The sequence below is a fragment of the Salirhabdus salicampi genome (assembly GCF_024259515.1).
In the GTDB taxonomy this organism is placed as follows: Bacteria; Bacillota; Bacilli; order Bacillales; family Alkalibacillaceae; genus Salirhabdus_A; species Salirhabdus_A salicampi.
In genome coordinates this window covers 1,029,666-1,043,173 of record NZ_JANBWE010000001.1, presented here as the reverse complement: position 1 = coordinate 1,043,173, position 13,508 = coordinate 1,029,666, and the positions used below count along the sequence as shown (strand labels likewise).

12 protein-coding genes are annotated in these 13,508 nt (G+C 36.5%); 2 read left to right on the top strand and 10 right to left on the bottom strand.

Annotated features, from left to right (window positions below; genetic code table 11):
* Window positions 1-85: 85 nt before the first annotated feature.
* Window positions 86-2,254, bottom strand: coding sequence for a DNA topoisomerase III (locus NLW78_RS05545; protein WP_254495980.1), 2,169 nt, complete (start codon window positions 2,252-2,254; stop codon window positions 86-88).
* 140 nt (window positions 2,255-2,394) lie between these two features.
* On the bottom strand, window positions 2,395-4,521 hold the full coding sequence (locus NLW78_RS05540) for a LysM peptidoglycan-binding domain-containing protein (protein WP_254495979.1): 2,127 nt from the start codon (window positions 4,519-4,521) through the stop codon (window positions 2,395-2,397).
* A gap of 498 nt (window positions 4,522-5,019) precedes the next feature.
* On the opposite strand from NLW78_RS05540, the gene NLW78_RS05535 reads away from it, so the two are divergent.
* Entirely contained in the window at window positions 5,020-6,309 is a 1,290-nt protein-coding gene (locus tag NLW78_RS05535; RefSeq protein WP_254495978.1) for an LVIVD repeat-containing protein, read from the top strand.
* Window positions 6,310-6,551: 242 nt separating this feature from the next.
* Here NLW78_RS05535 and NLW78_RS05530 read toward each other — a convergent pair whose 3' ends face one another.
* The 3 genes from NLW78_RS05530 to NLW78_RS05520 are packed head-to-tail and all read right to left on the bottom strand — an operon-like array spanning window position 6,552 to window position 8,420.
* Entirely contained in the window at window positions 6,552-7,241 is a 690-nt protein-coding gene (locus NLW78_RS05530) for an ATP-binding cassette domain-containing protein (RefSeq protein ID WP_254495977.1), read from the bottom strand.
* Window positions 7,234-7,623, bottom strand: coding sequence for a GntR family transcriptional regulator (locus tag NLW78_RS05525; RefSeq protein WP_254495976.1), 390 nt, complete (start codon window positions 7,621-7,623; stop codon window positions 7,234-7,236). Before NLW78_RS05525 ends, NLW78_RS05530 begins: the two co-directional genes overlap by 8 nt.
* A gap of 5 nt (window positions 7,624-7,628) precedes the next feature.
* The gene (locus NLW78_RS05520) at window positions 7,629-8,420 is read right to left on the bottom strand and encodes a hypothetical protein (protein ID WP_254495975.1); all 792 of its coding nucleotides are present in this window, start codon (window positions 8,418-8,420) and stop codon (window positions 7,629-7,631) included.
* Window positions 8,421-8,572: 152 nt separating this feature from the next.
* On the opposite strand from NLW78_RS05520, the gene NLW78_RS15545 reads away from it, so the two are divergent.
* Window positions 8,573-9,253 carry a lytic transglycosylase domain-containing protein gene (locus tag NLW78_RS15545; protein ID WP_302328424.1) on the top strand — a complete coding sequence of 227 codons (681 nt, stop codon included), beginning with the start codon at window positions 8,573-8,575 and terminating at the stop codon, window positions 9,251-9,253.
* A 3-nt stretch (window positions 9,254-9,256) separates the two neighbouring features.
* On the opposite strand, the gene NLW78_RS05510 is transcribed toward NLW78_RS15545, so the two are convergent.
* The 5 genes from NLW78_RS05510 to NLW78_RS05490 all read right to left on the bottom strand — a co-directional run bounded on the left by NLW78_RS05510 (window position 9,257) and on the right by NLW78_RS05490 (window position 13,449).
* Window positions 9,257-9,796: a hypothetical protein gene (locus NLW78_RS05510; RefSeq protein ID WP_254495974.1), complete on the bottom strand. Its 540-nt coding sequence runs from the start codon at window positions 9,794-9,796 to the stop codon at window positions 9,257-9,259.
* On the bottom strand, window positions 9,787-10,416 hold the full coding sequence (locus NLW78_RS05505) for a lysophospholipid acyltransferase family protein (RefSeq protein WP_254495973.1): 630 nt from the start codon (window positions 10,414-10,416) through the stop codon (window positions 9,787-9,789). Before NLW78_RS05505 ends, NLW78_RS05510 begins: the two co-directional genes overlap by 10 nt.
* 12 nt (window positions 10,417-10,428) lie before the next feature.
* Window positions 10,429-11,364: a phosphatidate cytidylyltransferase gene (locus tag NLW78_RS05500; RefSeq protein WP_254495972.1), complete on the bottom strand. Its 936-nt coding sequence runs from the start codon at window positions 11,362-11,364 to the stop codon at window positions 10,429-10,431.
* The gene (locus tag NLW78_RS05495) at window positions 11,361-11,972 is read right to left on the bottom strand and encodes a CDP-alcohol phosphatidyltransferase family protein (protein WP_254495971.1); all 612 of its coding nucleotides are present in this window, start codon (window positions 11,970-11,972) and stop codon (window positions 11,361-11,363) included. Before NLW78_RS05495 ends, NLW78_RS05500 begins: the two co-directional genes overlap by 4 nt.
* A gap of 124 nt (window positions 11,973-12,096) precedes the next feature.
* Window positions 12,097-13,449, bottom strand: a complete 1,353-nt coding sequence (locus NLW78_RS05490) for a LysM peptidoglycan-binding domain-containing protein (protein ID WP_254495970.1) — start codon at window positions 13,447-13,449, stop codon at window positions 12,097-12,099.
* Window positions 13,450-13,508: the final 59 nt, after the last annotated feature.

Sequence of the window (13,508 nt, the reverse complement as noted above, 5' to 3'; positions counted from 1 at the left end):
CCCTCAAAATGGAAATTAGTCCTACTACTTTAGCTGTACTTACTCAATAAAAAAGAGTGAATCGATTTGATTCACTCTCACGTGATTATTCCTTTGTTTTAAATTTCGATAAAGCTTCAGCTAAAGCATTATTGGAAAATCCATCATCCTGTTTCTTTAAATATTTGTTCACATCTTTCTTTGAAACCTTTTGCTGTTTCTCCCGCTGTTTCCGTTTATTAAAAGCAGACAATTTCTCACGGTGACCACACTTACAAGTAAATGTTTGCCCTTCTCCTTCTCCGCGAAGTTCTAGTCGCTTATGGCAGTTAGGGCAACGAGCGTTCGTTTTTTTGGCGATGTTTTTCTTATGACCGCATGAACGATCTTGACAAACAAGCATTTTGCCATTTTTGTTGTTCACCTCTAACATTAATTTCCCACAGCCGGGGCATTTTGTGCCAGTTATATTATCATGTTTAAACTTTGCTTGATTATTTTTGATTTCTTTTACAATTTCTTTTGTATAATCTTTAATTTCAGTAATAAAATCGTTTCTGCTTAACTTACCTTCTGCTATTTGGTTTAACTTTTGTTCCCACACTGCCGTTAATGCAGGTGATTGAAGGTCCTCTGGGACTAAATCCAAAAGCTGTTTACCTTTTGATGTTATATATATATATTTACCTTTCTTCTCCACATAGGAACTTTGGAAGAGCTTCTCTATAATATCAGCTCTTGTTGCAACGGTCCCAATTCCGCCTGATTTATTTAAGGTTCCGGCTAAATGTTTCTCACTATGATTCATAAAACGAGACGGACTCTCCATTGCCTGAAGCAATTCCCCTTCAGTAAACCTTGAAGATGGCTTCGTTTCTCCACTGGTTATCAGGATACGAAGTTCCTTTATCTCTTCTCCCTCCTGGAATTCCCGGAAACTAGAATTACTCTGATCGGAAGACGTTTCTCCATAAATTTCTTTCCAACCTAATTGTCTGACCATTATGCCCGTAGCAGAAAATAATTCCTTACCAATACTTAATTGAATAGTTGTTTTATCATACTGATATGGTTCTGATAATACAGCCAAGAATCGTTTGACAACTAAATCATAAACTTTGCGCTCTTTATCATTTAAATCTTTTAAGAAGACCGACTGCTCTGTTGGGATAATCGCATGATGGTCTGTAACTTTTGCATTATCAACGACTGATTTTGGTAATTTCCATTCTTTTCGCTGTAATACTTTTTTGGCTACTTTTGCGTAGTGCTCAACGCCACAAGCTTTTACACGTTCTCTTAATGTTGGTACAATATCGCTCGATATGACTCGTGAATCAGTGCGAGGATATGTGAGTACCTTGTGGTGCTCATATAACTTTTGCATTATTGACAACGTTTGTTTACCGGAAAAACCAAATAAACGGTTAGCATCTCTTTGTAATTCGGTAAGATCATATAACTGGGGTGCATACTTTTGCTTTGCAACTCTGTCTATATGAATAATCTTTCCGTATTTTCCCTCTATTGTGTTTTTTATCTTCTCTACTTTATCCTTAGAAAACGTGCGTGCATTATTGTTCTCATCGTGCCAAGTAAAAGAAACTTCGTTGCTTTTTGCCTCTAAACCGTAATATGTTTTCGGTGTAAAGGCTTTGATTTCTTCTTCACGGGTTGCAATCATCGCTAATGTGGGAGTTTGGACTCGTCCGCTGGAAAGTTGTGCATTGTATTTTGTCGTTAATGCACGTGTTGCATTTAGTCCTACATACCAATCTGCTTCAGATCTGGCAACTGCAGCATCGAATAACGGTTTATACTCATTATTATTTTTTAACTTTTGAAATCCTTGTTTAATCGCTTTATCCGTAACTGAAGAAATCCATAAGCGCTTAGTTGGTTTTTGAATTTTCGCTTTTTCAAGTATCCATTCTGCAACTAATTGGCCTTCACGGCCACTATCTGTAGCAACTATAATTTCTTTAACATCCGCTCGGTGCAGTTGCTTCTTTACGGTATGGAATTGTTTACTCGTTTTTTTAATGACAACGAGCTTCAATTCTTTCGGCAGCATGGGTAGCTCCTCAAGTCTCCATGATTTATATTTGTCATCATATATCTCCGGGTCTGCAAGGGTAACTAAATGCCCTAATGCCCAAGTCACGATATATTTCTCGCCTTCCATGAAACCATTACCCTTTTTATGACAATTCAATACTCGAGCAATATCACGAGCAACTGAAGGTTTTTCAGCTAATACTACAGCTTTTTTCATTCCTTACATCCTTTCAAATCACAATTAGACTAAATATACCATATATGAGAAGTGAACGCCGAAGTTATTTGTTTCATGTTATATGTAATGTACATAGGGATGGAATATTAATCCACCCCTATTTAGCTATTTAATATGATTTAGTTAACACCTGCTGCAATTCTGACTTGCCTTTGCATACTGTCTTGAACCAGACCATCTTTATGTCTCGTACTATTTTGAAAGTGAATACAAAAATGCCCGTCATAATTGTTATTTTTAATATCCCACGTGCTATGCGGGAATGAATGCATCGCTGCTGCTAACCGTCTACCATCAACAGAGATCACAATAGCCCGGGGTGTCCAACTGAAACTTCCTCCCCAGATTTCCTTCATTCTTTGTGTATCTGTAGAAGTTAGCGGCTCTGCATCTGCATGGTTACCACCCATTGTATGCTTTACTTTGAACGTTCTTCCTGTTTGGAAATCAGTAATCGTTGCTTCTTTCCCGATAGGGAAAACATACCTTCCTTCAGTCCACCAGTCTAACAATTCCCCATGTCTTGAACTCACAGTTGACTTAACAGGAACATTATAAACGGGAATCCTGAGTTTTTGACCAATTGACAGGGAACTGTTAATGGATAGGTTATTTTCTTTCGCCAGCTCCAACATAGGAATTCCATATTTGACACTTAAGTTCCATAAGTTGTCTCCTGATTGAACCGTATGGGTTTTATAACTAACTGTAACTCCTTGTTGAGTTGTTTTAGGTTGCGATTCTTGTTGCTGTGGTTGTTCATTTTGTGGTGTTGTGCCGGCATCACCAGAAACAATAAGGGTTTGGCCGACCCGCAAAAAATCACTTGTTAAATTATTTATTCGTTTTAATTGATCAACGGTCGTATTGAAACGTTTAGCAATGACAGTTAAGTTATCACCAGATTGAACAGTGTACGTCTTTTGTTCATTTTGAATGTTCGTTTCTTGTTGTTTCTGTCCTGAAATCGTTAGGGTTTGCCCAACACGAATAATATCACTCGTAAGATTATTAAGCCTTTTTATTTCATCGACTGTTGTATTGAATCGTTTTGCTATAGCTGATAAAGTATCACCAGCTTCTACAGTGTAAGAATTTTGAGGCTGGGTCGTATTAGTATTGTTCGTTTGGTTATTTGTTTCCCCCGCATTTCCGGAAATCGTAAGAGTTTGTCCGACACGGATAGTATCGCTTGTTAAATTATTTAATCTCCTTAATTCTTCCACGGTCGTATTGAATCGTTTTGCAATTACCGACAGGCTATCACCAGATTGTATAATATATTGTTGTGGTGGGGTTAACGTTAAAGTTTGACCTATTTTAATCGTATTCGATGGTAAGTTGTTTAACCGCTTAATTTCATCAACGGTCATATCAAATTTTCTAGCTATACTGAAAAGAGTGTCCCCTGAAGAAACCGTATAGGAATTAGGTCTATTCGAAATGACCAATGTTTGGCCTACACGGATTACGTCACTTTGTAGGTTGTTTAAATTTCTTAATTGCTCAACTGTTGTATTAAATCGTTTTGCAATTACCGATAAACTGTCTCCAGCCTGTACTGTATACGTTTGTTGATATGATGATTGTACAGGAATAGCTTCTTGACTGAAGTGTTGATCAACTACATCAAATCCGAACGTTACAGTATCAGGTTCATGTGTTTCAATCTGTACTTCGTCTGCTTCAATATTTTTTTCAACTTTATATCCTAATGCTTCTGCTATAAAACAAACAGGTACAAATACATTTTCTTCTTGAGTAATAATTTCTGGTGCTTTCACTTGTTCACCATTTATAGATGCAGTATTTTCTTCTATTGCAATGTCAATATCCGTTTCGCCACGGTGTATTCCAATTGTCTTGGAATGATCATTATAAATAACCCCTGCTTCAAAGTGGGTTGAAACGCTAGTTAATGGAATATAGACTTCATCTCCTTCAATAAACGCAGGAGGGTCGGTATTTACATGAATCCCATCAATTATCATCTTCAAGTTATCATTATCTTGATTTTGGTCATACTGGGCACGAATATCCTCTAGGAAATATTCATCTGCTTCAATGTTAGTAACGTCGTTTTTTCCGTTTTGACGCGTTTGTTGAACGTTAATTTGTTCATTTATCTCTGTTTGATTATTCATATTGTTGGTATTTTGCTGTTCTTGAGGGTTGGCGCCTTGTTGTGGAGCACAAGCTGTTAATAATACAGTACTTGCAGTTACGGATAAATAAATTTTTTTCATGTAATGAAAACTCCCCCCTCTTTTTTGATGTTTTTGTTTCTTTTTCTTAGTCATAATGTGTGTGGAAAAAGAAATGTAACACTGAAAAAAACTTTCCAAAGCAGGTCTCTTTCTGTAATTTCTTAACGAAAAATTGTGCAAAATAAAAACACAATTCGTAACATTGTGCCCTATACAGCTCATTATTTATCTTTGTTATTCAAGTAATTTTACAAAAAGTTGAAAGTAGTTAAGTATTTCCGAATAAGGGAGTTTTAGTAATCTTCAATCCTCGTTCATGTAATCGTTGTTTCTGCATACTTTTATATGCACCATTCCAATGGTTACTCATTATAATTAGAAGAAATTACCCACCCAAGGTATTATCACTATTGGTATGATGTGAGTAACAATCCCACCTAATACTTTCGTTTTACATTTTATATTACTTTTGATGAATTGATAATTGAGCGAAAATTTCAGATAATTTATATAACAAAAAATTAAAGGTGGGGAGTTATGAAAAAAAGAAAAAAATGGTTATCGTTTTCTTTGATTAGTTTTATGTTTATCCTACTGTTTCCGACGATGATTAATGGTAGTCATAGCGATGATTTACATAGTAACAATATGGACTTAGTAGGCCGATCCGTTTTTGAATACGGAACAGATTTAGCCTTTCAAGGGAACTTAATGGTAGCCGGCTCTGGTGCTTGGGATGATCGAGCAAGTGAATATAGCGGCATTAGGTTATATAACATTTCTAATCCTGAAAATCCGAAATTAATATCGACATTAGGATGTGAATCCTGGCATTCAGATGTTGATATTTGGGGAAATTATGTAGTGCAATCACATGATAGTAGTAGTGATAATCAAGGTTGTAGTCCTGGTGAAGGTGAGGAAGGAGTCAGAATCATTGATATTACTAATCGAAACAATCCAACATCAGTTGGTTTCGCTGAAACAATTCATGGCGCACATAACCTTTCCGTCGCTGGAGATAGCGGATTAGTTTATGTTTCTTCGTATAACTTGTTGGATGCTACAGACGTAGATGGTGTTTCCATTGTGGATATTAACGACCCTGAAAATCCGACGGTAAAGTTTTTAGAGTTTCCTGATGTCGATAATTCACCGGAATATGAGGACATGGAAAATCGAACGACCCTTTTACCCACGTCACCAGGCTGTCACGATATAGGGTTTGACTTGGATCGTGATTTGGCTTTTTGTGGAGGAATTACCGAAACACAAATATGGGATATATCAGACAGAAATCATCCAGTAATTATTTCGATTATCCATAACCCTGCCATAAATATCCACCACGGCGCATACAGCAACAGTGAAGGAAATATTTTAATCATTAATGATGAATTTGCCGGTGCAGCTGGAGGTCCTACAGCGTGTACAGTTGAAGGAGCCCCTACAGGTGCACTATGGTTTTATGATATATCAGACCCAACGAATCCTCAGTTGTTGAGTTACTGGTCGCCACCTACAACAGATGTAGACGCTAATTTCTGTACTTCACACTTTTACGGAACATTTCCAGACCGCGATTGGGTTGCTGGTTCTTGGTATGAGGAAGGGGTACGTGTCGTTGACTTTTCTGATCCAATAAATCCATCAGAAATAGCTTTCTATGACCCATCGGGAGCGAACTTTTGGTCAGCATACCCATATAAAGGTTATATTTTCGGAAACAGCTTTGCACCAGCAGGGTCCGGTGATTCCGAAGCAGGTGGTGTTTACATCTTTGAAGTTGATGGTTTTTCGAATAGTGATGCACAGAAGAGTAAATAACTATTAATATGAGGGGAACCGTTTCACATGAAGCGGTTCTTCTATATAAGATTCCTTTTTAAACTAATGAGCTCTAGAAATAATGTAAGAGCGTTATTTGTCATGCTTAGTTTCACTGTCATAGTATTCATCGGTTTCTTCTGGTGATAATACAACCCTTTTGTAAACAATCTTCGATCCATTTTTCCCCACCTTTTTCATTGGCAATGTAAGAATGACACAATTGTCAAATCGCATTTTTATTAATAGTATAAACGCTTCATCCACTCTACTATTCCGATGTTATCCTCTTCTCGAATCTGCTCAACATTTTGGTGACCGATAATTTTACCATCTTTTATTGCGATGACTTCGTCTAATATATTTTCTAACTCCTTAATTTCATGTGTTGTAATAAGGACTAACTGTTTTTCTAAGTTAATAAAGGATATTAACCCTTTAACTATAGATTCACGGACTAACGGATCTAGTCCAGAGAGGGGTTCATCCATTAAAATAACGGGGGCCTCTCGGGCAAGAGTGAGCACAATTTTCAATCGTCCGCGATTCCCTTTTGACAAATGTTTTAACTTTGCACTTCGGTCCAAATTCATAAATGTACGAATTTCCTCAGCTTTCTCATAATTAAAATCAGGAAATTGTGTACAGTAAAAATCAATAGTTTTCCCTACATCATAAAATCCGTAATATTGATCTAATTCTGACAAGTAAGAAACATGGGATGCAATTTGGCGATTCACGGTTTTTCCGCCAACTGTTACTGACCCTTTTGTCGGATGATTAAGTCCTGCAATTAGCTTCAAAGTAGTGGACTTTCCACTTCCGTTTTCACCAACTAGGCCAATAATTTTCCCCTTCGTTAAATGTAAATCTACATCAAGTAATGCCGTCTTTCTCATAAATTTTTTTGTTACTTGATCAAGTTTAATCATAAATCTCTCCACCTCCATTATCGGATTGCAAATAATCACTTAATCCACCCTTAATTTCCAAGTTGGAATACCCCATTGCCTGCATTTCCTTTACGAACTTTTCAATCTCTTCATGTTTTTTCTGTGAGCGGATGGATTGTAAAACTTCATGATTATCCGTAACAAATGAACCTTGTCCCCGTCTTGTCTCAATGATTTTTATTCTTTCAAGTTCTCGGTAAGTTCGTTGTACTGTATTAGCATTAATACCTGCTTGCATACTCATTTCTCTAACTGATGGAAGCTTATCACTAGGGATTAAATCCCCACGAATAATCTCTTTAATGATCCGGTCGGCAAGTTGCAAATAGATCGGTTGTGAAGAGTGAAAATGATTCATCATCTCCGTTACACCTCTATTCTTTTATCTAATAACCAACTAGTGATGAAGAAAAGGATTAATGCTAGTACTGTCTCAAACACATAAGACCCAATATATAAATGTAAATTCGCAGGTTCGGCTATAACATTGCTCCCGTTATCATTAATGGTAACGGAGAATCCCTTTAACATATTGACTTGTATTGCCCCCCATTTCGTTAATATGTCATATAATTCTGAACTTGTAACCCAATCATAAACAGTTGCTAATAAAATAAATGTGATGAATGTAAACACGAAACTTAAAAATGTTCCGAAGAAACGTGTATATAGTAGGTAAATCATCCAAAAGAATAAAAACAATACAGCTAAACTTAACGCAATTAAGATTAAATGACTACCTAGGAAAAAAACGACTTTAGTTAGCCCAATCCTTTCAATGTAGTCGTTCATTACATTAGAAAGGTTTAACGATACTATTAAGGTTATCCCTGTTACCAATAACGTAATAAGCATCGAAACTAATCCGGCTACAACTTTTGCTAATAAAAGTAAATAACTAGGTAGAGGGTTGTGTAGCCATAAATGTAACTTCTTCTTTTCTGAATGTAAGCTATAAAGCAAATAGTAAACTAAGTAAAAAAATTGCAGCCCTACTACAAACATTGCCGCTCCAAATACACCTTCCCATCCAAATCCATTTTGTTCTGCAATAAGAAAGGATACTATTGAAGCAAACACAAAGATAACAATCGGGACTAATAGAGCTGGTAAACCTAGTCGAAATTCTTTTTTCGTTAACTGTAACCACGCATACAAAGATAAAAACCTCCAATTTCAAAAGAAATAGTGTACTACATGAATAGTACACTGTAACAGTGGAGAAATCAACTTTACCAATCTTTTCCAATGACTTTATCTACCGTTTTGATATTATATTTATAGATTAATAAAAAGGAGCAGAGTATAAAATGAGAGCAGAGCTTCTCAATCAACTATTCCATATAAACAATTATCGGCCATCGTTAAATCGAAAACATTCGCCAAATGATTCAAAATTTAACTCAATGCTTACAACCATTCTGTTACAAAGTAACAACCATCATTATTCATCATCAATTTATCAATCGCTATACAATGCGATGAACAGCTTCGACAAACCTCTTTCCACTGATAGCTATACTTTGACTAAAAAGTATGTACCAATATCCAAAAAACTGCAGTCTTACAATGCCCCTCAAGAAGGGACAAGTGGATTAACAAAAGAACTAAAAGGTTATATTCAACAAGCCTCGCAAAAGTATGGAGTTGATCCAACCTTAATTACCGCCGTTATGAAACATGAATCTAATTTCAAATCAACAGTCGTTAGTCACGCAGGTGCAATCGGACTAATGCAATTGATGCCAAAAACAGCTAAAGGGTTAGGAGTAAACAATCCTTATAATCCGAAGGAGAATATTGATGGTGGCGTGAAGTATCTTCGTCAAATGCTTGACCGTTATAATGGGAATGTAAAATTAGCGTTGGCTGCCTACAATGCTGGACCGGGTAATGTAGATAAGTATAGTGGTATCCCTCCCTTTCAAGAGACACAAAACTATGTCAGGAAGATTGAAAACACTTTGAATCATTGGAATAAAACAATATAATGACTAAAATCCAAACTTTGCAAAATAAATGGCGTAAATTATAATCCAGGTTAGTGACCATACACTAACCTTTATTTTGTATGGAACCGATTTAAATATGAAGTTAGCGAAAAACGACGCGATAAATGCAGTGATCATAAACCGGCCAATTCTTGCAGGAATACTCACTAGAAAAAATAAATAATAAGGGACCCCTGCATGATATGCCTGTGCTGCAAATAACTTGTAAGGGATTCCTTTCGTCGGACCCAGCAACATATCCAATAAACCGTTATCTTCCGTATCCCTTTGAACATTATGTATCATTTGAACATCTACTGCTGGTACGGTTTCTAATACCTCTAATAATCGACCAGAATGTTCTACTCCGGTTATATACATGATACTACCTCCAATAACAGCACCGATTGTGACGAGGATAGATAGTTTTAGAGACTTAGTAAAACTTTTCAATGCAATGAGAGTGATGAGTACATCAGGGATAATAAAAAATAGCGTTGCTTCTGAAAAGCCCCAAAGAAACCCTGTAATCATCACTCCCATTCAACAATTCTCCCCTCATCTCTTAAAGCTTGAATGTCATCATGTAACCTTTTTAAAAATTGATCTTTGTTACCATTCCAAAAAACTGCCTCTCCAATAAATATATCTAAAAAAAACGGAACTAGTATTGGATCGCCTTTCGGTAATGATTTCCCTAAGCCGTACATGAAAATTGGATAAATTGGTACTGTAGGGTGTTTCGCGCTTAAATGGGCAATACCACTTTTGAATTTTTCAAACCGCTCTGCTTCTCCTCTGGATCCCTCAGGAAAAAAGATAAGAATCTCATTGTTTTGAATCGATTCGTTTAATTCTTTGAATGGGTCCTGTGTTTTTGTTCCTCTTCTTGCAATTGGGATAATACGGATAATTGTTCGTGAAAACCAAGAGATCCATTTATTTTTTAAGAAGTAATCAGCTGCTGCAACTGGTCGAATCATTTTTACATCTCGTAACGGATATAAACTCATTAACACTAGTGTATCTAAGTGACTATTATGATTAGCGACTAATATAGCGGGACCATTTTTAGGCAATCTTTCCTTATGACGAACATTCATGCCTAAAATAATCAGTAGAATTGGGCGTATAATGAATAAGAAAAATAGTTTTTGTAACATCGTTATTCCCCTTTAAAAATAAAAATAGCGAATAAAGTGGAAAAAGACAGGAACAGTAAAAGTTAAACTGTCAATCCGATCTAAAATGCCACCGTGCCCGGGGATCGTATGACCGGTATCTTTTACACGAAGATCCCGTTTAAAAGCTGAAATTGTTAAATCCCCAACAAATCCTCCAATTCCTATGATAATCCCGGCTATGATTGACATAGCTATGTTCATCGGAGTTAACCAAGGTGCTAATAATACGGATAAAATCGTTGTAGTAGCAACTCCTCCGACAAAGCCTTCTACTGTTTTATTTGGGCTGACGCTCGGAATAATTTTACGTTTACCTAACACTTTCCCCCACACATATTGGAACACATCATTTAATTGGGTCAACAATACGATAAATAGTACAAGCCCAATGTTACTAGAAGGTAAACTCGGATTATTCGGCATTACAATAAAATACGCTAAATGACTAAAACCAAATACGGTTATCATAAGTCCCCAATGCAAAGTTCCTGCCGCTTTTAAGAACCCCTTCGTTTCCCCAATGAGTATCATTAAAATATGAATGAATAAAAACACATATACAGGAATAAAAATAATGAACATTCCGTACCATTCGGTACCAATCCAATAGTAATGAACTGGTATTGCTAAATAGGCGAAAAATAGCACTCTACGATCTGCACGTCTTGTTGGAATAAGAGAGAGATATTCTTTTAACGCTAAAAAGCTTAAAAAGGCAAGTGTAATAATGGCTAATGTTTTATTGAGTACGATAAAAATGAAGAAACCTAAAAAAATATACCACCATGATTGAATGCGTAATATTAACTCGTGATAGTCTTTAGAAGGTATCTTCTTTCTTAACAAATAAACAATTATATGACCAGTAATTAATAATGAAAATATAAAAATGAGCACTAGTAAAATTCCACCAGGGATAATTGTCATAGGTTTGTAACCTCCGCAACTGCATGTTTCACACGTATATATGTATTAAGTAGAATAAGAGATGCTACAATTAACAATACATAATTCACAAAAGGGAATATCGGAACTTGCAATCCTAGTAAAAGAGATATGACGGAAAATATAAATGCCCGATCACTTTTCCCCATAGGCCCGTCGTATCGTCTTGATGCGCCGATTGATTTTCCTAAAACTCCAGCCATTTCGCTAATGATAGAAGCGAGAACAACGAGCACGATGACAAAAGGTTGGAAACCCGTTACTACTATAAAAGCTAAGTAAATGGCACTATCAGAAATAACATCCCCAAGTTCGTTTAGCATATTTCCTAATGGTGATTTCATGTTATGTTCTTTTGCTAACATACCATCTATCGCATTCAATGCCATCCGAATGAACAAAAATATTGGGATATAAAAATAAATCCAAATATGTTCGTTGAATAAGTAGAGCAATAACCCCGTTATGATTGACATTATCATTGTAAATAACGTAACTTGATTAGCGGTCATTCCGTTCGTGGCAAGTTTATTCGTTAGAGGGCGTAGTATTTTTTGAAAGGATGGTTTTAATTGGTATATCGAAATCATATTCCTTACTCTCCTTTTAAGGCAATATATTCTGATTCGATATTCGGTCTTTAATATCCTTTAAATGGAAAAAATGTATAAATACAAAAAATCCGCTGAACAAATCGTTCAGCGGATTTTGCATCTAAAAAGCGAACGTATGGTTTCCGATAACAGTAGATACCGTTCGGCTCTTCAACCATTGACTGTTTGTTTTATCAGGATTGTAAAAATATAACGACCCATTTGTTGGATCTTCACCGTTCGCTGCCCTCATAGCAGCCTCCATATTTTGGCCATTAGGATTCGCTGTATTGATAGAACCCGTTTTGGCAGGTGTAAATTGATAAACACCGTTACTTTGTTCAAATAGTACTTCTTTGACGGTGTTTGGAAATAACGGGCTTTCAACTCGATTCATAATAACAGCCCCAACTGCTATTTGCCCCTCTAACGATTCGCCTCTAGCTTCACTATAAATCATTTTCGCCAACCACTCTATATCCTCTTGACTTAAATCTGTTGTTTGTTCGGTTGCCGGAGCAGGTGAGGTAGTAGGTGTTGAGCTTGTCCCAGATGGAATGGTTAGCGTTTGGCCGACCCGCAAAAAATTTGAACTCATATTGTTCACCTTTTTAATCGCGTCCACAGTTGTATTATGCTTTTGTGCTAGACTAAATAATGTATCTCCTTGTACGACTTGATGAGTCGTTGTCGTTTGGGTTGGAGCAGATGTTGTTGCAGAAGGAATCGTTAATGTTTGACCTACTGATAATAAGTTTGAATTCATATTGTTAGCCTCTTTAATCGCGTCCACAGTTGTATTATGTTTTTGAGCTAGACTAAATAATGTATCTCCTTGTACGACTTGATGAGTCGTTGTCGTTTCGGTTGGGGCAGATGTTGTTCCTGATGGAATGGTTAGCGTTTGGCCCACTCGCAAAAAGTCTGAGTTCATATTGTTCGCTTTTTTAATCGCGTCCACAGTTGTATTATGCTTTTGTGCCAGACTAAACAACGTATCTCCCTGTGTAACTTGGTGAGTCGTTGTCGTTTCGGTTGGAGCAGGTGTTGTTCCTGATGGAATGGCTAACGTTTCTCCCGCACGTAGAAAGTCTGAGTTCATATTGTTCGTCTTTTTAATCGCATCAACGGTTGTATCATATTTATTAGCTAAACTATATAGCGTATCACCAGTTGAGACAGTATGTTGTTGAGTCGTTTTCACTTCTGCAGCAGAAGCAGTATTAGGAGCAATTGCACCAAATCCCAGTGATGAAACTAACATCGCTCCAGCCATAATTTTCACTGTGGAAACTTTAATTGAAGGTAACATGTTTCTAATATAACCAATCGCTTGGTTTTCAAGCTTTTGTTTACCTTCTTCTGATTGTGAACCGAGCTCATCTGCAAATTCTGTCATGTTATCATCTAAGTATAAAATAACTTCCACACCATTTTCCGTTTCATTCAATTTATAATGCGTAAATGGATACATGTAAGCCACCTTCCCTTTTTTGTTAACATCCCCAAACTTTTGATTTTTACAATAAAAAA